Source organism: Pseudoalteromonas sp. APAL1, assembly GCF_021532475.1.
Classification (GTDB): Bacteria; Pseudomonadota; Gammaproteobacteria; order Enterobacterales; family Alteromonadaceae; genus Pseudoalteromonas; species Pseudoalteromonas lipolytica_C.
Genome location: NZ_JAKGAW010000002.1, coordinates 63,382 through 84,403, shown reverse-complemented (window position 1 = coordinate 84,403; position 21,022 = coordinate 63,382). Strand labels below are relative to the sequence as shown.

General features: G+C 41.0%; 24 protein-coding genes. 17 read left to right on the top strand and 7 right to left on the bottom strand.

The window, feature by feature from the left end; translation table 11 throughout:
• The first annotated feature begins 47 nt into the window (after positions 1 to 47).
• On the top strand, positions 48 to 257 hold the full coding sequence (locus tag L1264_RS01600; RefSeq protein ID WP_054551195.1) for a hypothetical protein: 210 nt from the start codon (positions 48 to 50) through the stop codon (positions 255 to 257).
• 1 nt (position 258) lies between these two features.
• Here L1264_RS01600 and L1264_RS01595 read toward each other — a convergent pair whose 3' ends face one another.
• The 4 genes from L1264_RS01595 to L1264_RS01580 are packed head-to-tail and all read right to left on the bottom strand — an operon-like array spanning position 259 to position 4,100.
• Positions 259 to 759, bottom strand: coding sequence for a DUF1543 domain-containing protein (locus L1264_RS01595; RefSeq protein WP_199526287.1), 501 nt, complete (start codon positions 757 to 759; stop codon positions 259 to 261).
• Between the two features lie 8 nt (positions 760 to 767).
• Complete coding sequence (locus tag L1264_RS01590; RefSeq protein WP_199526288.1) at positions 768 to 2,111, bottom strand: sigma 54-interacting transcriptional regulator; 1,344 nt, start codon at positions 2,109 to 2,111, stop codon at positions 768 to 770.
• Between the two features lie 2 nt (positions 2,112 to 2,113).
• Positions 2,114 to 2,641: a hypothetical protein gene (locus L1264_RS01585; RefSeq protein WP_199526289.1), complete on the bottom strand. Its 528-nt coding sequence runs from the start codon at positions 2,639 to 2,641 to the stop codon at positions 2,114 to 2,116.
• Position 2,642: 1 nt separating this feature from the next.
• Positions 2,643 to 4,100 (bottom strand): sensor histidine kinase, encoded by a 1,458-nt coding sequence (locus tag L1264_RS01580; RefSeq protein ID WP_199526290.1) that lies wholly within the window; start codon positions 4,098 to 4,100, stop codon positions 2,643 to 2,645.
• Positions 4,101 to 4,411: 311 nt separating this feature from the next.
• Here L1264_RS01580 and L1264_RS01575 point away from each other — a divergent pair, with 311 nt between their 5' ends.
• The 5 genes from L1264_RS01575 (at position 4,412) to L1264_RS01555 (ending at position 7,184) form a co-directional block, all read left to right on the top strand.
• Positions 4,412 to 4,639 carry an EF-hand domain-containing protein gene (locus L1264_RS01575; protein ID WP_135925973.1) on the top strand — a complete coding sequence of 76 codons (228 nt, stop codon included), beginning with the start codon at positions 4,412 to 4,414 and terminating at the stop codon, positions 4,637 to 4,639.
• Positions 4,640 to 4,648: 9 nt separating this feature from the next.
• Positions 4,649 to 4,876, top strand: a complete 228-nt coding sequence (locus L1264_RS01570) for a hypothetical protein (protein WP_135925974.1) — start codon at positions 4,649 to 4,651, stop codon at positions 4,874 to 4,876.
• A gap of 103 nt (positions 4,877 to 4,979) precedes the next feature.
• Complete coding sequence (locus tag L1264_RS01565; protein WP_138558372.1) at positions 4,980 to 5,213, top strand: EF-hand domain-containing protein; 234 nt, start codon at positions 4,980 to 4,982, stop codon at positions 5,211 to 5,213.
• A 4-nt stretch (positions 5,214 to 5,217) separates the two neighbouring features.
• Positions 5,218 to 5,451 carry an EF-hand domain-containing protein gene (locus L1264_RS01560; protein ID WP_135925976.1) on the top strand — a complete coding sequence of 78 codons (234 nt, stop codon included), beginning with the start codon at positions 5,218 to 5,220 and terminating at the stop codon, positions 5,449 to 5,451.
• Between the two features lie 92 nt (positions 5,452 to 5,543).
• Positions 5,544 to 7,184: an amidohydrolase gene (locus tag L1264_RS01555; RefSeq protein WP_199526291.1), complete on the top strand. Its 1,641-nt coding sequence runs from the start codon at positions 5,544 to 5,546 to the stop codon at positions 7,182 to 7,184.
• Here the strand turns inward: L1264_RS01555 and L1264_RS01550 are convergent.
• On the bottom strand, positions 7,181 to 7,417 hold the full coding sequence (locus tag L1264_RS01550; protein ID WP_235383264.1) for a uroporphyrinogen decarboxylase: 237 nt from the start codon (positions 7,415 to 7,417) through the stop codon (positions 7,181 to 7,183). The genes L1264_RS01555 and L1264_RS01550 overlap by 4 nt on opposite strands.
• Before the next feature lie 268 nt (positions 7,418 to 7,685).
• Here L1264_RS01550 and L1264_RS01545 point away from each other — a divergent pair, with 268 nt between their 5' ends.
• The gene (locus L1264_RS01545) at positions 7,686 to 8,342 is read left to right on the top strand and encodes a Crp/Fnr family transcriptional regulator (RefSeq protein WP_135925979.1); all 657 of its coding nucleotides are present in this window, start codon (positions 7,686 to 7,688) and stop codon (positions 8,340 to 8,342) included.
• Between the two features lie 27 nt (positions 8,343 to 8,369).
• On the opposite strand, the gene L1264_RS01540 is transcribed toward L1264_RS01545, so the two are convergent.
• Positions 8,370 to 8,936: a phosphoribosyltransferase gene (locus tag L1264_RS01540; RefSeq protein ID WP_138558375.1), complete on the bottom strand. Its 567-nt coding sequence runs from the start codon at positions 8,934 to 8,936 to the stop codon at positions 8,370 to 8,372.
• A gap of 202 nt (positions 8,937 to 9,138) precedes the next feature.
• The gene (pepB, locus tag L1264_RS01535) at positions 9,139 to 10,434 is read right to left on the bottom strand and encodes an aminopeptidase PepB (RefSeq protein WP_135925981.1); all 1,296 of its coding nucleotides are present in this window, start codon (positions 10,432 to 10,434) and stop codon (positions 9,139 to 9,141) included.
• Positions 10,435 to 10,583: 149 nt separating this feature from the next.
• Here pepB and sfsA point away from each other — a divergent pair, with 149 nt between their 5' ends.
• From sfsA to mdoH, 10 genes are all read left to right on the top strand, one after another.
• Positions 10,584 to 11,303, top strand: coding sequence for a DNA/RNA nuclease SfsA (gene sfsA / locus L1264_RS01530; RefSeq protein ID WP_235383263.1), 720 nt, complete (start codon positions 10,584 to 10,586; stop codon positions 11,301 to 11,303).
• A gap of 240 nt (positions 11,304 to 11,543) precedes the next feature.
• On the top strand, positions 11,544 to 11,987 hold the full coding sequence (dksA, locus tag L1264_RS01525) for an RNA polymerase-binding protein DksA (RefSeq protein ID WP_235403587.1): 444 nt from the start codon (positions 11,544 to 11,546) through the stop codon (positions 11,985 to 11,987).
• 25 nt (positions 11,988 to 12,012) lie between these two features.
• On the top strand, positions 12,013 to 12,957 hold the full coding sequence (gluQRS, locus tag L1264_RS01520; RefSeq protein WP_235403586.1) for a tRNA glutamyl-Q(34) synthetase GluQRS: 945 nt from the start codon (positions 12,013 to 12,015) through the stop codon (positions 12,955 to 12,957).
• 292 nt (positions 12,958 to 13,249) lie between these two features.
• Positions 13,250 to 14,536: a polynucleotide adenylyltransferase PcnB gene (gene pcnB / locus L1264_RS01515; protein ID WP_235383261.1), complete on the top strand. Its 1,287-nt coding sequence runs from the start codon at positions 13,250 to 13,252 to the stop codon at positions 14,534 to 14,536.
• 2 nt (positions 14,537 to 14,538) lie between these two features.
• Positions 14,539 to 15,027 (top strand): 2-amino-4-hydroxy-6-hydroxymethyldihydropteridine diphosphokinase, encoded by a 489-nt coding sequence (gene folK / locus L1264_RS01510; protein ID WP_135925986.1) that lies wholly within the window; start codon positions 14,539 to 14,541, stop codon positions 15,025 to 15,027.
• A 29-nt stretch (positions 15,028 to 15,056) separates the two neighbouring features.
• Positions 15,057 to 15,851 carry a 3-methyl-2-oxobutanoate hydroxymethyltransferase gene (gene panB / locus L1264_RS01505; protein WP_138558378.1) on the top strand — a complete coding sequence of 265 codons (795 nt, stop codon included), beginning with the start codon at positions 15,057 to 15,059 and terminating at the stop codon, positions 15,849 to 15,851.
• On the top strand, positions 15,852 to 16,703 hold the full coding sequence (panC, locus tag L1264_RS01500) for a pantoate--beta-alanine ligase (RefSeq protein ID WP_135925988.1): 852 nt from the start codon (positions 15,852 to 15,854) through the stop codon (positions 16,701 to 16,703).
• Positions 16,704 to 16,799: 96 nt separating this feature from the next.
• On the top strand, positions 16,800 to 17,000 hold the full coding sequence (locus L1264_RS01495; RefSeq protein WP_372799652.1) for a hypothetical protein: 201 nt from the start codon (positions 16,800 to 16,802) through the stop codon (positions 16,998 to 17,000).
• Between the two features lie 341 nt (positions 17,001 to 17,341).
• Entirely contained in the window at positions 17,342 to 19,060 is a 1,719-nt protein-coding gene (locus L1264_RS01490) for a glucan biosynthesis protein (protein WP_235403585.1), read from the top strand.
• Entirely contained in the window at positions 19,032 to 21,014 is a 1,983-nt protein-coding gene (gene mdoH / locus L1264_RS01485; protein ID WP_135925990.1) for a glucans biosynthesis glucosyltransferase MdoH, read from the top strand. The genes L1264_RS01490 and mdoH overlap by 29 nt, the downstream gene beginning before the upstream one ends.
• Positions 21,015 to 21,022: the final 8 nt, after the last annotated feature.

Genomic DNA, 21,022 nt, shown 5'->3' with positions numbered 1-21,022 from the left:
AGGGTAGCTCATTACAATGGCGCACCTTTGGAATATCACGCCTTGTAATGAAAAAACACTCACCTAAAAAAGAACTGATTTTACTGCCCGTTTTGTTCGTGGCTATTTTACTTTGTGTTGCAGGTCACTTCCTACTCCAGCCCAACTACCAAGACAGCCATACCGTTGAGTATTTACTCGCTGCACTGCCATTTGCCTTATTTGGATTGGTGATCATCGCCTTTAAAGTTGCCAGTAAAAACGATAACCAAGAATAGCTTATAGCACGTGATAGCCAAACCAATCGGGCTTCATTGCTTGTGCTTGCCCGCTTGGCGTTAATTTGATTGATAAGTTGCTATCTAACAAATCAATCGCAAAACAATCGTCTACATCATGTAAATCATCTTTATGAAGATGAGTCATTCCAGCCAATAAAGACTCTTTAGCGCGTTGTTTAGCTTCTTCACTGCTACGCGCAACGTACAATGCAAAATCATGTTGTTCAGCAAGACTATCTGCTCGGTAAGCACCTAAATTTACAAAATACAGTTTTTCAGCTTGGTGATGCTGGGTATCAACCACTTCGACCTGATAGCCATCGATGTGCTGAATTTGCATGTAACTATCCATGTGCACATTGCTTTTATCACCCACCCATTGTGCTTTAAGTTTTGAATAGGTTTGTTCAATGTTATCGCCTACGACAAATCGAACGTCGTGCATTTCAATGTGGCAACCTTGAATACGACCGCCCAGATAGACTAAAAAAAGCGCCATGTTTTTCCTTATATTAAGCTTTCAACATTAATGTTGTGCTTTTTAATTAATTTATAAAAATCTGAGCGATTACGTTTCGCAAGTTTTGCGGCTTCGGCAACATTACCTGCTGACATCTTCAGCGTATTAATTAAATAATCTCGCTCAAATTCTTTTTTTGCATCATTTAACGAAAGCGGTTCAGCAATACTAATATTACTGTTTAATGCACTCTCTACCAACTGAGCTGCAATCACTTTACCCGGTGTAAGGGCTGCTACCTGCTCTATCACATTCTGTAATTGACGAATATTACCCGGCCAGTCATAGCGAACCAGTGCATGCATCGCATCGTTAGCAAACTGCTTTTGCTCTTGCCCCATACGTTTAGCAATAAGACCTGCAAAATGCTGTGCTAGCAAACTAATATCTTCTCGGCGTTCACAAAGCGGAGGCAGTTTTAAGTTCACCACGTTTAATCGGTAATATAAATCTTCACGGAACTGCTGATTATTGATTGCCTCTGGGAGGTTCTTATGGGTCGCCGACACCACTCGCACATCAATTGGGATCTCTTCTTGAAAGCCCACAGGGCGAATGGTTTTCTCTTGTAAAACCCTCAGCAGTTTTACTTGTAAATTTAGCGGCATATCACCAATTTCGTCTAGAAAAAGGGTACCACCTTGTGCTTGTTGAAACAAACCTTGATGGTCTTTGACTGCACCTGTAAACGCGCCTTTTTTATGCCCAAATAATTCAGACTCTAAAAGCTCCCCCGGCACAGCACCGCAGTTAATTGCCACAAATGGCCCGTCACTAACATGGCTGTGTTGATGTATTGCTTGTGCAAGCAACTCTTTACCTGTGCCGCTGGCACCAGAGATCAACACATTCACTTGCGTTGGACCAAGCAATTTAACTTGTTCAAGTAAATGCAACATCGCCCCGCTACGGGTGACAATATTGGTTTGTGTCGGTGTTTCATCGCCGTGTACACCATGAATTTCGATAGCTTTAGCAAGGCTGTCGAACAGCTCATCTTTATCTACAGGCTTGGTAATAAAAGCAAATATACCTTGTTTAGTTGCCTCAACTGCATCAGGTATCGAACCATGTGCTGTCATCATAATCACTGGCATTGAAGGATAACGACTTTGTAGCTGACGGTGCAAAGCCATGCCGTCCATTTCATCCATTCTTAAGTCGGTGATCACCGCATCATAGGTTTGATTTTTTAACGCTTGTAACGCCTCAATACCACTTTCGACTGTGCTTACCTGATAGCCTTTAGATTCAATCCGAATAGCCAGTAATTTTAATAAGCTGGCATCATCATCAACTAATAAAACCCGTGGTTTTGTTTCTTCACTCATGATTACTGCTCCTTGGTTTCTTCACGTAGCAGAAGTTGTTGTTCGATAGTCGCAAGCGACGATAAGGTTTTTTCCATTTCATCACTTAGCGCTTGCTTTGCTTGTTTTGCTGCTAAGCTTTGCTGTAAATGTTGCTTTTGCAACCAAAGATACTGCTTTATATCGTCAGGCCAGTAATAGGCGTGATCGCTTTTTTCAAGTTGAGCAAGTGCTTTTTCAGGTTCTGTAGCACTTAACAAACATATTGATTTAAAAAGGCTTTTCAATTCATTCTCACCGACAAAATTTAGCTTTGACGTACTAGCTTTATAACCACCACACTGTGCTGCATGCCAAGCAATCACAGTACTTGCTGGCGGGTAGTTTGGCTCGCTTTTCGGGCGCGGTTTTGGATTAGGTTTTCCTTGCGATGCGACCTGATTATTTTCTGTCTTCACCTCTGCTACGGGCTTCTTTTGCGTTAATGTACAGCCCGTGATAAGCATCGAGCATGCAATGAGGATAAAACTGGCTTTATGTGCTAAGCCCATGTCAGTTAACTCCTTGGGTTAATTGAATTGGTAATTCGGCGGTAAAAACACACCCTTGAGGTTCGTTATCTGTAATAGAGAGTTTGCCATTTAATTGCTCTACGGTTTCTTTAACAATTGTGAGACCTAAGCCACTGCCCATCTCGCTCTGCTGTTTTGCATTTTTGCCTTGATAAAACGCACCAAATACCGCGGCCTTTTCGGAATCATCAATTCCATGTCCTTGATCAATAACACTGATAATAAGTTTGCCATGTTTGAAATTCGCTTTAATCGTGACACAGCCTTGTTCAGGCGAAAACTTGATTGCATTAGAAGTGAGTTGGATCAAGATCATTTCTAGTAACTCAATTGAAATATAAAGTGCTTTTTTAGGCAGCTCATCAACCCATAACAGTGATTGTTCACGTGCAACTAGACGATGTTCAAAGTGACGCTCAATCTTATCTTTTATGGCGGCAAAACTAAGCTCAGTTACTGTCTCTTTACTAGTACGAATCGCATTATAACTAAGTAAACTTTCTATCATTGCTCTAAGTCGCACCATGCTTTGGGTGATTAGCTCAAGGACTGCTTTTTGTTCATCATTAATAGGGCCAACAATTTCATCTGTTAATAGATCAGTTCCTTCAACCATTGAAGCAAGTGGGGTCTTTAATTCATGAGTTACATGACGCAAAAACGTATCTTTTTGCTGCTCCAACATATACAGCTGAGCTTGAACCCATTCTAGTTTGTTGCCAAGTTCAACTAACTCAGACGAGCCTCGGACATTTATTTTTTGCTGCCAATGGCCTTGACCTAGCTTATCAATCACGCTCGTTAGCTCTCGTAAACGACCACTGATCCGCCATAAAAACCCTCCGCCTACGAGTAGAGTCAAAGGAATAAGTGCTACTAACCAGTTAATAAAAGATGTTTGCAATGCTTTTAATTGTTGCTGGTTTTTAGTTATACGTAATTCGTTTTGCTCTCTAAGCCAATTGGTTTGCTCACTAATTAACTTACTTGCGGGGGCAAATAACTCACCATCTTGCTTTTGTTCAAATAAAAGATGCTGCTGTGCAAATTGCAGAACCTCAGCTAATTGACGCCACTGCAAAATATAATCAGCCGTAGGACTTAAAAAGATCAGTTCATCAATACGCTGAATTGATGAACTCCACTTATTTTCAATTAATGTATCTAAAGATTCACTCTTGAGTACCCAATTTTGCCGCGTTGCTCTTTCAAGGCTATTTAAGTCTTGCTTTAAATTGTTAAATACCTTAGTGATTTCATCATTATCACCCACAATTTCTTGCGTAACAGCCAGCTGTTTATTCAGTGCGTTTAAAAACAAAATCACCACTAAACACAATGGTAATAAGGAAAGTAAAATACTACATACAAACTGACCAATTAGGCTTGGTCGCCAGCTTAAACACTGTTTGCACTTAATTACTATGCTACTTTGCATACTTACCCTCATAAGAAACGCTGGCATTCATTATTCGTGAATGAACTTAGACACTCGCTGAATCCGAACTGAAAAAAGACAACTTACTGCCTAAATCAGGCGCAACGTTGCTATTTTGCAACAACACAACCAATTGAAAATTAAGATAAAAAAATAAAAACCAATAATTACGTTGCAAAAAAGACACATTACTCTGTAACTATTTCGTACCCAATAACAGTAAAATAACATAAATTATTGATAAAAAAGAAGAATAAAAGTTGGCACTGTTATTGTATTAGCACTTACAAATAAGTTTATTAGGACAGCAAATGAAAACGAGGACCTACACACTAGCCGTGCTGTTGAGTGTAATTTCAATGAGCAGTAATGCATTTGATTTAAAAGATACATTCAATGAATTAGATAAAGATAGCAATGGTTTTTTGAGTGATGCTGAAGCATCTGAAGACGCTTTATTACATGGAAACTTCACTCAAATTGATAGCAATCAAGATGGTCAAATTTCATTTGCAGAGTTTAAATCATTTATTAATTAGGAGTGTGTGATGAAACAACTTTTTGCAGCATTCTCGTTGATGTTTTTAGTTATCAGTGCCACCGTTTTAGCATCGCAAATGGATGTGCGTTTTGCGAAATTTGATACCAATGCCGATGGCGAAATTTCATTAACTGAAGCAACCAAACACGATAACTTACTTAAGCAATTTGCCGATCTGGATGAAAACGGCGATCAAGTTCTGTCTGAACAAGAGTTTGAGAAATTCAAACCTTAACGGCTTAAAGTGCTTGCCATAATCCCAGAGGGAATGTGTAAACGGATTTAAATTTTGGGACTTAAATTATGGCAAGCACTTTTATTTATAAAGGAGAGTAATTATGAGAATTTTCTGGCTTGCTTCATGTACCTTAATTACTATAAGCTTCAACAGCTTAGCATTGGATGTAAAACAGCGCTTTGATCACCTAGATAAAGATAAAAACGGCTTTTTATCTTTGGAAGAACTTTCATCTCAACCGCATTTAAAAAAGCATATGGCGCAGTGGGATGAAAATAAAGATCAACAAATATCGCTTCTTGAATTTAAACACTACTTAACAAATAAGAGTTAAAGCAATGTCAAAATTAACCTTTGCCAGCCTCGCAATGTGTTGCGTATTTAGTACAATCAGTGTCGCTGCAGATAGTATTGGTGAAAAATTTAAACAACTAGACCGTAATGAAGATGGCTTCTTGAGCCGCTCAGAATCTGCTCGAGATCCAGCTTTATGGTCTCGGTTTAGTAATTACGATAATAATAAAGATAACAAGCTATCTCTCTCAGAATACAAGGCTTATGCCAGTAAATAGCCGTTATTTTTAGTCGAAATTTTCTTCTGTGAGTTGCAGTTTACTGCAACTCTGATACTGTTTTCATACATTAAAAAAATAATTAAAAGATTATGAAACTTATCATCAGCCTACTGGCAACAGCTTCACTGAGTTGTTTTGCCAACACCACAGTTATCTACAATGTAAATGGTTATACACCAACCTACCAAGGTGAAACCCAACACTTTTCAGCACTGGTTTTTAAAGACGGTAAAGTCGTAAAAACTGGCGATGACTCAATTAAAAAAAGCTTCCCTGACGCTACCACTATTGATGGCAAACAAGCCACTCTTTTACCTGGTTTAGTCGATGCTCATGGTCATGTGATTGGTTTAGGTAATAATCTGTCTCAACTTGATGTCAGAAATACCCGTTCAGCAGATGAGGTTGGCAAAATGCTGGCTGAATTTGCTAAAGATAAACAAGGCTGGATCATTGGCCGCGGCTGGAACCAAGAACAATGGCCCGGCGGACAGTTTCCAACCGCTGCTGATTTAGACAAATATGTAAAAGATAAACCCGTGGTACTTTCTCGGGTTGACGGCCATGCGGTCTGGGTTAACTCAAAAGCAATAGAATTAGCTGGGATATCTGCAGCCACCGATTCACCTGCTGGGGGAGAAATCATCAAACTGACTTCAGGTGAGCCATCAGGCGTATTTATTGATAAAGCCGAAACGCTTATTACAAAGCATGTACCAAAAGTAAGCCATGCCAGCATTAATACAGCATTAGACAATGCTGGTGAGCATTTACTAAGTTTGGGGATCACCTCAACCCATGATGCTGGTATCGATTATGATACATGGCAAGTATATAAGCAGCGTTCTGAGCAAAATACCCTGCCAGTTAGAATCGTCGCCATGCTTAGTGCCGCCGATCCTAAGCTAGAAGCCATGCTTAAAGCTGGTCGTTATAAAGATATGAACGACATGCTGTCTATTCGCAGTGTCAAAGTATACGCTGACGGTGCCTTGGGTAGTCGGGGTGCCGCTCTAATCGAAGAGTATGCAGATCGTAAAAATCATCATGGCTTAATGCTTGAAACCCAAGAGAAACTTGAACAATTATTTAACCTGAGTTTTGCTCATGGCTTTAGTGCGAACACCCACGCCATTGGTGATAAAGCCAACCATGTAGTGTTAGATGCTTACGAAAATGTGTTTAAAAAATCAGGAGGCATTTTACTGCGTAACCGCATTGAACATGCACAAATTGTTGCCCCTGATGACATTCCTCGCTTTAAGACACTAAAAATTATTCCATCAATGCAACCCGTTCATGCAACCTCTGATATGCATATGGCTGAGCAGCGTTTAACTGAGAAACAACTTGAAGGGGCTTACGCTTGGAAAACCTTTTTAGCGCAAGGTTCAGTAATTGCAGCGGGTTCTGATTTTCCTGTAGAGCTTGCCGACCCATTTGATGGTTTATATTCAGCCATTACACGAATGGATCACAATCAACAGCCTGAAGGCGGCTGGCGTCCTCAAGAATTATTATCTCGCGATGAAGCGCTGCGTGCTTTTACTTTAGGTGGTGCTTATGCCGCACATCAAGAGTTTAAAGTTGGTAGCTTAGAGCAAGGCAAATGGGCTGACTTTATTATGATTGATAAAGACTATTACAAGGTGCCTGTATCAGAAATTCACGATATTAGCGTTACTCAAACTTGGATTGCAGGCGAGCTTAAATATAAAAAAGAGGATTAAGGGTTTTTAGCGTCAGTTTTTTGCTGACGCTTTAACTTTATGATGTGGTAAATATTTACAAATGCCAGTAAGCCATTGGTGAAGGCCACCGGAACTGCACCAATTGCAAGACCATAAAAGGTAAAAGCAATACAGCCTGCTAGGTTGAACCAGCGGAGCTTTACCACATCACTCATCGTCAAAGAAGCAACTAACAGTGCAGATGCTAAATAGCCTAAATATTCCCAACTCAATTGTTCTCTCCTAGGCTTTAGGTTAGCATTGGGGCTTGTCATTTTTTTTGACGCACTCAGTGCTACTTTGACAATAAATAAAAAAGCTAACCTACTAAAAACCTTGTAAAGCTTAAGAAATCATCTTAGCTTTAAAATCATTACACGGGAAATGAAGGTATCAGTAACGTGTATCACCTTACTAGTAAGTTAGCATAAATTCTTTGAATCTTAATGCTAGCGTCATTAAGATGTAATAAATAGGACAATTGTCCGAAGAGCGGCGTTAATGTTTCAATATCATTTTTCAAGCTACCTTGTTGACCAGCTACTGACATTTGCAGGCAGTAGTTTTCAGCAAGCTAAAAAAGAAGTGCTTATTCACCAAGATCAACCACTCAGTAAACTTGTTTTAGTGAGAAGTGGCACTGTATCGTTTAGCTATGATGTGGGTAATGGCCGTCGCCTTTTATTAGGTCAACTTGATTGCAACAACACCCTGATTGGTGAAATTGAAGCGCTCAATAACTTACCCTGTATTTACACAGTAACTTGCTTTAGTGATGTCAGTTATAACTTAATAGAACTAAAGCACTGGCGTTCACTACTGTTAGAAAAGCCTGAACTGAGCTTATATACAGCGCAAACTATTGCTGCAAAATTCCAAGAAAATCAAAAAATAAATTTAGATAAATTACTTTTACCACTTAGCTATAACATAGCTAAAGATTGTTTACTGAGAGCAGAAAATAACAATCCCACTCTGCTGCGTGCATATCCAACGGTTAATGCAGAAGCTGAGCGCTTTGCCACAACTGAAAGAGCTTATAGACGTGTAGTAACAGAACTTGTTGAAAAAGGCTTAGTACAACGCAGTAATCAAGGCCTGCAAGTTGTTGATATTGAAAAACTGAGTGATTATGTAGAGAGTTTTTCGCAGTTATGACAGCATAACTGCGAAGAAATACTTGGATTACTTTTCTAACAAAATATCGTGGATATTTTTTAAATCAGACTTACCTTCAATAATCTCATCCGGTGTTAATCCTGACAGCTCATGCGGGAATACTAGCCATTCATCAGACTCATGAATGTAATAATCAGGTACCATATCTACCTTTGAGTTCTTAGGCTTGTAGTAAGGACATGCAACGCGAATATCACGTGGTAAGTTCAAACGCATTAGCTCAGAAAGCTTTTCTTTCAATGCAAAAATACTGCGGCCAGAATCAAACACGTCATCAACGATTAATAATGAGTTGTCTGCATTGGCATTTTCAATGATGTAATGCAAACCGTGAACTTTGATTTCTTTTGATTGTTGGTTAATACCGTAATACGAAGAAGTACGAACCGCGATGTGATCAGTCTCAATGCCTTTGTAATCGTAATATTCTTGAACTGCGATACCGATTGGTGCGCCACCACGCCAAATACCAATGATGAAATCAGGACGGAAACCATCTTTATAAACTTGTGCCGCAACACGAAATGAATCTTCAAGAAGCTGCTGCGCTGTGATATAGCACTTATCTGACATAAATAGAGACCCCAGTGTGAATGATCATTCAAGTGTAGCTAATTTAATAAAAACTAACCACAGGATGAGAAAATGTGGGGCGGGATTTTATACTAATTTACTCAAAAAAGCTTGTATCAGTTTGTAAAATTACTCTTTAGATCAAAAAAGCGCCTTAACTTTAGGTAAAGTTAAGGCGCTTAATTAGCTACAAGGAAATTACTTATGCTTTTTCTAGTAACGTTCTTGCAACGGTACGCATACCTTGTGTTGTAGCGCCTGCAGCCCACTCGCTTGTGCTACCCATGTTAAATGCTGCAGCAAGGTCAATGTGCACCCAACCTTTGCCTTCATTTGGCACAAAGCGTGATAAGAAACCAGCCGCGTTAGAAGCACCACCGAAGCCCCCCCCTTTTTGAGGACGGCTATTTGCTGTATCTGCATATGGTGATGGGCAGTTTTGTTGATGCCACTTTTCAAGAGGTAGAGGCCAAGCCGCTTCCATTTCTTGCTCTGCAAATTCCTGTACGTCACGTACTAGCTCTTTATCAAGACCAAACAGTGCGTTGTACTCTTGACCAACAGCAACAAGTGCAGCGCCTGTTAGCGTTGCTGCATCAATAATTAATGGCGCGCCAGACTCACCCGCAGCCATTAAGCCATCAGCTAGTACTAAACGGCCTTCAGCGTCAGTATTAACGATTTCAACTGTGGTGCCATTTTTGTAAGTTAAGATATCACCAAGTTTGTAGGCATGACCTGAAATAAGGTTTTCTGCACAACATAAGAACAATTTAATACGCTTGTTGATACCACGGCTGATAGCAAGCGCTAAGCCTGCTGTTACTGTTGCAGCACCACCCATATCGCACTTCATGCCTAGCATGCCTTCACTTGGTTTGATTGAATAACCACCTGAGTCAAACGTAATACCTTTGCCCACTAAAGCTGCTGCAACTGGCGCATTTTCATCACCCGTTGGATTATAATCTAGTGCTAATAAAACTGGCGGACGCTCACTACCACGACCAACTGCATGGATACCAATCCATTGCTGCTCCAACAACGCATCGCCTTTGATGATTTGATAGCTTACATGCTCAGGCGCTAACGACTGAATAAACTCAGCCGCTTTACCAGCTAGGCTTTCAGGGAAGATATCATCGGCTGTGCCGTTGATCATTTGGCGAGCCCATGTAGCCGCTTGCTTTAATGAAGCTAGCTCTTTGCTGTCTGTTTTTGCGTTCTCAACAAATTCAATCGCATCTAAATTCTTTGGTGAAACGAAACCTTGGTAAAAGGCCCACTGTGTTTCTGTGCACCAAACGTCACCCACTAACGCGATGTTTTTTAAACCTTGATTAGCTAACGTGCGTGCTGCTTTTTGAACACTTTTAAGTGTATCATGCTCAGTTAAATGAACAGTTGCGCCTTGTTCAGTAAAAGAAAGAGTGGCTTTTTCGCCCCAATGTGCGGCAGCACTGTGCTCGCTAAGTTGAACTAAAAATTTTTCTGACATGTTAGAATACTCTTTGCGCTAGAAATTGTCGCTCGAGTTTACTACAGCACGCGTCAGTTCCCAACTGCTTGCGATAAATAGCCAATATCGACGTGGTTCAGTCCATGTATTGAATTACATACAAAAATTAAAAGCGATCCAATAACGCCATGAAATTTACGCCACCATTACAATCTGCCACTTTACTCAAGCGCTATAAGCGCTTCTTAGCTGATTTAAAAACGCCTTGTGGTCACGAGTTTACCGCTCACTGCGCTAACACTGGTAAAATGACTGGTTGTGCAGAACCCGGCTTTAACGCTTATTACTCAACGAGTGACAACACTAAACGTAAGTATCCCCACTCTTTACAATTAACTGAAAACACGTTTAATCAGCTTATCTGTGTCAATACCGCTATTGCCAATCAAGTTGTCCACGAGGCAGTGCAAAATGGGGTGATTAAAGAGCTTGCTGACTATCAAACCCTAAACTCAGAAGTAAAGTACGGCCAAGAAAATAGTCGTATCGATTTTTTATTAACAGATGAACACAAACCCCACTGCTACGTAGAAGTAAAATCAGTGACATTGCTTTCGCAAGCAGAACCAGAATCTGGACAAGGTTATTTTCCGGATGCAAAAACGGAGCGAGGCCAAAAACATCTTCGAGAGTTAATAGAGATGGCGCAGCAAGGGTATCGTGCAGTGCTATTTTTTGCCGTTTTACATGAAGGTATCAACCAAGTAAGTGCGGCTGCACATATCGATCCTAAATACGCTCAGCTTTTAACAGATGCAATAGAAAATGGTGTTGAAGTCATTGCTTACAAAGCAAAAATTTCTGCTGAAGAAATTAAACTGCAAGAAAAATGTGATTTTCTGAGCTAACCAACTCTTTTACTAAAATGACAATAAAAAACACGATTTAAGTTGTATTATTTTTTTTTGCCTATATAACTTAGCAAATTTATTAAAATTATGAGTAGTGGCTCTACTCATGGCAATTTATGCAATCAGGGGTCGAGGCATATAAATTAAGCTAAAATAAATTTGCCTCAATCTAATGATTCTGCTATTTATAGCCGCCGGCTAACGCTGGGCAAAATATTAAGGATTTAGGAGAAAGTTATGCCAGACCAAAAAAGACTAGGGTTATTGGCTCAGGCCGGGTTGGAACCATACCAAGAACAGCCAGGTGAAGAGTATATGAATGAAGCACAACGTGCTCATTTCAAAAAAATTTTAGAAGCTTGGCGTAATGATTTACGTAACGAAGTTGACCGCACTAAATCGCATATGCAAGACGAGGCAGCTAACTTTCCAGATCCAGTAGACCGTGCAGCACAAGAAGAAGAATTCTCATTAGAACTTCGTACTCGTGACCGTGAACGTAAACTGATCAAAAAGATTGAAAAAACGATTCAACTAATCAAAGAAGATGACTTTGGTTTTTGTGAATCATGTTGTATCGAAATTGGTATCCGCCGCTTAGAAGCGCGTCCTACAGCAGACTTATGTGTTGACTGTAAAACGCTTGCGGAAATTAAAGAAAAACAATCTGGACGCGGTTAATTACACCCATTTGCTTAATTAGCCCATGCCTACCACAGCCGTTAATACGCAAAAGCGTGAATATCGTGGCCGCTTTGCGCCATCCCCTTCGGGGCCATTGCACTTTGGTTCACTTATAGCGGCTGTGGGGAGCTTCCTTGATGCAAAAGCCAATCAAGGAAAATGGTTAGTACGCATTGAAGATATCGACACAACGCGTGTTGTAAATGGTGCTAGCGACGACATATTACACACCCTAGAGGCTTACGGCCTGCACTGGGATGAAAGCGTAATCTACCAAACCCAACGTCATGAACAGTACCAAGCTATTGTTGATGAACTCATTTCTCAAAACCTTGTTTATGCATGCCATTGCACCCGTAAAGAAATTAAAGCTATCGGGGGCATTTACCAAGGTCATTGCCGACATAAAAATCATTCTTTAGCTGATTCAGCGCTGCGTTTAACCCAGCAATTTGCTACCAGCAACTATGATGATTTAATTCAAGGTGAGATCCATGTAGACAACCAGCTTGCACAAGAAGATTATCTAATTAAACGCAGTGATGGATTATTCGCCTATCAACTGGTTGTGGTTGTTGATGATATTGCACAAGGTATTTCTCATGTTGTTCGCGGCGCGGATCTACTTGAGCCCACAGCTAGGCAGCTAAGCTTATTTAAGCAACTTAATCAACCGGCTCCGCAGTATGCACATTTACCCCTTGCGGTTGCAAAACCGGGTTTTAAATTGTCAAAACAAAATTATGCGCCGGCCATTTCTAAAAAAGATCCTAAACCTGCACTGTTTGATGCCTTGCGCTTTTTAGGATTACAGCCTGAGGCATCCATCCTCTCGTTAAGCATTGAGCAAATGCTTGAGTGGGCAATTAAAACCTATCGTATGGAACTGGTTCCTAAGAGCCTAGAAATCCAAGTTAGTGAGGATCCTAACTCAGCTTTTTGTGACTTTCTTACTATTACAAAATAAATTGCCAATTTTAAAGGTAGAGTAACTTAATTTTTCAGCCACGCTGGTATATGATAGCGACCCAAAGTGTACGATTCATCAACACCTTGCTTTAGCGTCATATTAAACACTCCGTTATCGAGTCAATCTCTCATCGGCGAAGTAACAAACAAGCGCTATACTTGATGAGTCGCAGAGTCCGCGTCGTAGGAGACAGATTATTATTTCCAAGCTTTTTCAATTTTGTCGGCAGATTATTGGCCCAAATGCCACGACATCCAGTAATGCTGTACAAACGAGCGAGTTACCTTTGGTGATCGAGCGCAGTGAACATGGTATTTCACGCAAACAATTTAGCCCAAATGCAATCAAAGTATTATACCGCCTTAAAGAAGGTGGGTTTGATGCCTATCTAGTAGGTGGTTGTATTCGAGATATATTGTTAGGCCAGCAACCAAAAGATTTTGATGTTGTAACTAATGCAACGCCTGAGCAAATTAAAAAACTCTTTCGTAATTGTCGACTAATCGGCCGTCGCTTTCGCCTAGCGCATATTGTGTTTGGTCGCGAAATCATCGAAGTTGCTACCATGCGTGGTCACCATGAAGCGGATGAAAGTAAAAATCAAATAAGCCAATCAAGCGAACACGGGCAACTCCTGCGCGATAATGTCTACGGCAGTATTGAAGAAGATGCTGAACGCCGTGACTTTTCAATAAATGCACTGTACTACTCGATTAACGACTTTTGCATTTATGATTACGCTAACGGTATCAGCGCAATAAAAGCGAAGCAAATCGAGCTGATTGGCGACCCAGAAACCCGTTACCGTGAAGACCCTGTGCGTATGTTACGCGCGGTTAGGTTTGCAACAAAGTTGGGCATGAGCATAGCGCCTGCCACAGAAAAACCCATTAAAGGCCTTGCTAATTTACTAGATCATATTCCGCCAGCGCGTTTATTTGAAGAGTCACTTAAACTGTTCTTAAACGGCAAAGCAGAAGAAAACTATTTAATGCTCCGCCAATATGGGTTATTCAAAGCGCTCTTTCCTGCGCTTGATAAAATCTTAGATGCTAACCCAGATGGCATTGAGCATGCGTTTATTCTGCAAATGTTTAAAAACACAGATAAGCGTATTAATGCCGATAAAAAAGTCACTCCGGCCTTTATTTTTGCCGCTATATTGTGGTTTCCACTACTTAATATTGCGAAGAAACTACAACAGCGCGACCAACTGTCAGAATACGATGCATTTGCGCAAGCAATGAATAAAGTACTCAGTGAGAACGCGCAACATGTTGCAGTACCAAAACGCTTTACATTAGGTGCTCGTGATATTTGGCATATTCAGCAACGTCTTGATAAACGAGGTGGTCAGCGCGCCTACAGGCTAACGCAACAACCACGTTTTAAAGCAGCTTATGACTTCTTACTACTTCGAGTTCAAGCTGGTGAAGAGCAGCACGAAGAGCTGGCAACTTGGTGGACAACCTACCTAAGCCAAGACATCAACGGGCAAAAAGAAATGGTTAAAAACCTCGGCCATCAAGGTGGGCCGAAGCGTCGCCGCCGCCCTCGCAAGAAAAAAGCTGATTAAGTATGAACACGGTTTATTTAGGATTAGGCGCTAATTTAAATGCGCCACGTAAACAAATTCATGCAGCCGTTGAAGCGTTAAAAGCCTTAAAGGAAGTTGAGTTTGTCTGTGTCTCGCACGATTACGCAAGTAAACCTATGGGACCACAGGATCAACCTGACTATGTAAATGCCGTAGCCTGTGTTAAAACAGCATTACAACCTGAACAGCTACTTGATTTAACTCAAGCTATTGAACTTGAACATGGTCGAGTACGTAAAGAAGAACGCTGGGGTCCACGTACCCTTGATATAGATATTTTATTGTTCGCCAATGATGTGATCGACACCCCTCGCCTAACCGTGCCTCATTACGGCCTAACAGAGCGAGAATTTGTGGTGTATCCGCTACTTGAAATCGCGCCATCACTCATTTTACCGAACAATCAATCACTTGCTGATATAACAAAAACGTTGCCTTTAAACGGTTTACAACAACTCCCTCAGCAGTAATCAACCAAGGCAAAGCCTTAGAGGAAATTATGTCTAAAATCACCGTTTCAACTCTCAATAAAATGAAACAAGAACAACAAAAAATCACCGCATTAACAGCCTACGATGCCAGTTTTGCTAAATTGTTTCATGATAATGGCGTCGAGGTGATTTTAGTCGGTGACTCTTTAGGAATGGTATTGCAAGGTGGTGATGACACATTAGCAGTAACCAACAGTGAGATTGCTTATCATACACGCTGCGTACGTGCCGGTAGCCGTGAATTGTTTGTGATTGCTGACTTACCATTTATGACCTATGCCAACCCAACTGATGCGTGTAAAAATGCTGCAGAGCTAATGCGTGCAGGCGCTAATATGATCAAGCTTGAAGGCGGTGAGTGGCTGCACGACAGCATCAAGGCTATGACGCAACAAGGTATTCCAGTTTGCGGTCATTTGGGGTTAACGCCGCAATCTGTCCATGTTTTTGGTGGCTTTAAAATTCAAGGCCGCGAGCAGTCTCAAGCTGATAAAATGGTCAGTGATGCAAAAGCCCTTGAAGCAGCCGGCGCGCAACTTATCGTATTAGAATGCATACCAAGTGAGCTTGCTAAGCGTATTACTGATGAACTAAGCATTCCAACTATTGGTATTGGTGCTGGCAATCAAACTGATGGACAAATTTTAGTAATGCACGACTTAGTTGGCATTTCAGCAGGCTATATTCCTAAGTTCTCAAAAAACTTTTTATTAGAGACAGGCAATATGCCAGCAGCAGTGCAAAAGTATTGTGAAGATGTAAAAAGTGGTGCTTTCCCAAGTGCCGAACACGAGTTTAAATAAATGCAATCAATCACTGAAATCAAATCGTTACGCAGCCAAGTAAAAGCATGGCGTCAAGCAGGCCTGAGCATTGCGCTTGTGCCAACCATGGGCAATTTACATCAAGGCCACTTTTCACTTGTTGAAAAAGCCAAAACACTGGCTGATAAAGTCGTTGTAAGTATTTTTGTAAACCCGATGCAGTTCGGTGCCAATGAAGACCTTGATAGCTACCCACGTACGTTGAACGAAGACAAGCAAGGTTTAGCAGATCTTGGTACTGACATTGTGTTTACCCCTTCTGTTGAGACTATTTATCCGAATGGTTTAGGCGAACAAAGTTTTGTCGATGTACCGGGTGTGTCTATGGGTTACTGTGGTGGCTCACGTCCTGGTCACTTTAAAGGTGTTGCGACGGTTGTTACTAAGTTATTCAATTTGGTTCAACCTGACTTTGCTTGTTTTGGTGAAAAAGATTTTCAGCAGCTACAAGTCATTAAAACCATGACGCGCGATTTATCTATTCCAGTTGAAATTATTGGCGTACCTACTTGTCGCGAAATATCTGGGCTTGCCATGAGCTCTCGTAATGGCTATTTATCTGATGAGCAAAAAGACACCGCAAAAGTGCTGTTTGCCACGCTAAATAATACAGCAACAGCACTCAAACAAGGTAACGCAGACATCGCAACACTTGAGGCTGATGCAAAAACTCAGCTCGAAATGGCAGGACTAAAACCTGACTATTATTCGATTGCAGAGCGCTCAACACTAAAACCAGCCACCGCGGCTGATAAACAACTTGTTATTTTAGCTGCCGCCTATTTAGGTACAGTGCGTTTAATTGACAATTTACAAGTTGAGCTGGATTAAATAGCAACAATCTGGGTAAGATGGATTGCAAAGAATAGACATAAACTAGGGATAAGCATGAAAAAACTACCAGCAATTGCAGCAACATTGTTTGCTATGACATTACTGTCTGCCTGCTCAAACAAAATTGACAATCCAGAAATGCAGCAATGTGCTCAGCAAAACTATCAATGCGAAGCAAGCTGTGAACAACAAAGCACGGCTGATGGCTTAGTTCATAAAGTCTGTAGCAACAAGTGCATTGAAGCTTACAACCAATGTAAAGCCAATGCAGAAAAATTAGGTGAAGTTAAATAAGCTGATTTTTCGAGGCACTGAAAACACCTTCAGTGCCTGCACTCCCCTCCTCGATTACAATTTCGCTTTCACAATTAAGCCTATGGTAATTTTGTTCATATTTTTGTTCGTCCTTTAAGCTATTCATATTAGGGCAAGCTTTCGTTCATTAAACTTCTCCATATTGGTGACGAATAAACAACTGCAACCGTGTAATTGTTTCTCACTAATTTCAAATTTTTACCAACTCGCATTTACTGTACGAACTCAAAGCCATTGAGAATATTAGTTTTTATTATGGGTTCAGTAATTGCTAAGAGATATGAATGAATTAACGTGATTTACGGCTAAAGGAAAATTGAATGAGACCAGAAACCCGAACTAAGCTCTTCAGCGCTGTCAAAAAGAAGACCTTCTTGGGCGTATTATTAGCCATGAGTGCAGGTACTAGTTACGCTATTGAAGACCCAGACCAGCCAAAAGCGACTGAAACAGAACAAACAGCCGTCAAGGTTCAAGCTACCGAAAATGAAAAACAGCAAGTAAAGGATAATACTGCTGTTGAGCTTAAGCCTGCAATGATCACGATTCCTCAAGAAAAGCTATTTGAAGTCATCAAGGCTCGCGCAAAGAAATTAGCATCTGAACCGTATGTTGCACCAAAAGATTTAGAGCTTGAAGCATTAACAAGCATCGGCTATCAAGATTATCGTGCAATCCGTTTTCGTACTGATAAAGCAATTTGGAAAGATCAAAGCCTGTATGAAGTGCAGTTATTCCACCCAGGCTTTTTATACCGTTCACCGGTTGCTATTAATACTGTTGAGCAAAATGCTGAAGTAAAGAGTTTACCATTTAAAACAGATTACTATCGTTACGATGCAACCGCTGCACCATTAGAACAAGAGATCAGTAAAGCAATTGCCAATACACAACTTGGTCATGCAGGTTTCCGCTTGCATTTTCCACTCAATAATAATGAGTACAAAGACGAAGTTGCAGTATTTCAAGGTGCTTCTTATTTTCGTTTAGTAGGCCCGCATCAAGTATATGGTCTTTCAGCCCGCGGTCTTGCTATTGATACTGCCTTGAATTCAGGTGAAGAGTTCCCAGTGTTTAAAGAGTTTTGGTTAGTAAAACCAGCACCCGAAGATACCACTATCGTGCTTTATGCCCTATTAGACAGCCCATCAGTATCAGGTGCTTATCGCTTTGAATTAACACCTTCTACCAATACTGAAGTAAAAACCGAGATGCAGATCTTTGCTCGTAAAGACATTAAAAAACTTGGGATTGCCCCTTTAACAAGCATGTTCTATCACGGTGAAAACAGTACCAAGTTTCTTGATGATTACCGCCCAGAAGTGCATGACTCTGATGGTCTCTTGATGCAATCAGAACAAGGTCAATGGGTTTGGCGTGCACTGAATAACCCAAAAAAATTAAGCGTTACTTCGTTTAGCTACGATAATCCAAAAGGCTTTGGTTTAGCGCAACGAGACCGTGACTTTAATAACTACCTTGATACCGAGGCACATTACCATAATCGTCCGAGCATGTGGATTGAGCCACTTGGTGCGTGGGGTAAAGGACGCGTTGAGTTAGTTGAGATCCCAACAGATACAGAAACCAACGACAATATTGTTAGCTATTGGGTGCCAGAGCAGCCAATGAAAGCCGGTGACAACTTAAGCTTTAGTTACAAGCTTTCAACTTTCAATGCCACGCTTGCAACTCAAGATAAAGCGAGTGTGTTAAGAACCCGAATTGGTAGTGCTGCACTTCCGGGTGAGAAGAATCCGCCACCGAAAAGTCATCGTCAATTTACCGTAGATTTTAGTGGTGAAAACATCAATCAACTTTCAGCTAATTTTGCCATGATGGCCGATTTAACCCTGTCATCAGGTCAAGTGAGCGATAAAACTGTGCAGCAGTTACCAAATAATCAAGGATGGCGCGTAGCCTTTAAAGTGGCGCCAGAGGGAGATAAGCCTGTAGATATGCGCTTATCGTTAAAACTACGTGACAAAGAAATCAGCGAGGTATGGAGCTATGTCTGGTATCCAAACGACGTCCAATAGTAAAGCATTAGAAGCAACAGCAATGCCGTTCAAAAAAACACGCGCTTGGCTTTTTTCGAGCCTAGCGCTCACCATTACCGCCTATGGCGTGTGGATCATGTTCGATATTTTAAATTCTAACGGCATGACACCGCTTGAGTACGCTTTACTGGCATTATTTACAGTCACCTTCGCGTGGATTGTTACAGCCTTTTGTAGTGGCTGTATGGGCTTCATCCTGCAATTATTTCGTATTGACCCGTTGACCTTAAAACGTCAAAAACCAATCGAGATTGATCAGCATGCCTTAAGCCAAACTAAAACAGCCATTGTTATGCCTATCTACAATGAAGATACAGAACGTGTGATAGCTGGTTTTGAAGTTAGCCTTCGCTCGCTGGCAAAAACAGGGCAGATGCCACATTACGACTTTTACTTGCTTAGTGATACGCAAGACCCTGAAATTGCTCGTAATGAACTTAAAGCATGGAATGCACTCACTAAACGCTTAGGTGATTTAGCAAAGCATACCTTTTATCGTCGCCGTGAAGACAATAAACACCGTAAAGTAGGTAACTTAACCGACTTTTGTGAACGTTGGGGTAGCCAATACGATCACATGATTGTACTTGATGCCGATAGCATTATGACGGGTCAGTGTATGCTCGAGCTTACTGCTAGCATGATCAGTAATCCAAAATCAGGCTTAATCCAAACTATTCCAATTCCAGTTCGCCAAGACACGTTTTTTGGTCGCTTTTTACAGTTTGCCTCAATTTTATATAGCCCGATGCTAGCAACCGGTTCTGCTTTTTGGCAAACAAACCAAGCAAACTACTGGGGTCACAACGCCATTATTCGCGTTGAGGCATTCACTAAATGCTGCGGTCTGCCAGTTTTAAAAGGCAATGCCCCATTTGGTGGTGAGATTTTAAGTCATGACTTCGTCGAAGCTTCACTTCTTCATCGTAGTGGCTGGGATGTGTTACTGCTGAGCGATGTTGAAGGTAGTTACGAAGAAGTACCAAGTAATATTCTTGATTATGCGATTCGTGATAGACGTTGGGTGCAAGGTAATATCCAGCATTTAGGTTTATTGCCTAAATCTGGCCTTAAGCTAATGAGTAAAATGCACTTTTTATTTGGTGCCACAGCCTATATCTCATCGTTAATTTGGTTATCTATGCTGGCATTAAGTACCTTAGATGCGGTGACTCGTGCGCTGAATAGTGACGTGTATTTTAACCATGCTTATCAGCTTTTCCCTACTTGGCAAATTGCCAAAACAGATTTAATTGATTCGTTATTATTTATTACTGCCGTGCTGTTGTTACTGCCAAAATTAATGGGTGTTATTGTAACTTTGGTACACCGTAACAAAGCCTTTGGCGGCACCATGAAGCTTATTGCAGGTTCAGTCATCGAAACCATTTTTGCGATTGTGATTGCACCGCTAATGATGGTATTTCATAGCTATTTTGTAGTATGCGTATTTTTGGGTAAAAAAGTCAGTTGGGATGCACAGCCTCGTGAAGGCCGCATGGTGCCTTGGAAAGAAGCGATTGGTTATACGTTATTTTCGACTATTACCGCAATTATTTGGGGAGGCGTCGCTTACTACTTCACACCAACCTTCTTTTGGTGGTTATCACCTATTTTAGTGGGTCTTATTTTGGCTGCACCGATTGTACGCTACTCAAGTAGCATCGGCTTAGGTGTTAAAATGCGTAAAATGGGTTTATTTTTATGCCCAAGTGAAGTTGAAAACGATGATACTTTAGCGGCACTTCGTGTACACCAACAAGAAATTGGTTTACCAAAAGATGAACATGCTGACTTTAGTGTTCCTGCATTACCGAATGAATACCCTACGGTAATGCCAATTCAAAGCTTTAAGGCACCTTCGGGTAAAAAGCGTAAGCAAGTACGTATTGCTCAGCAACGTATTAAAGCCAAGCTCTTTGCCAAAAGCTAAACGAAAAA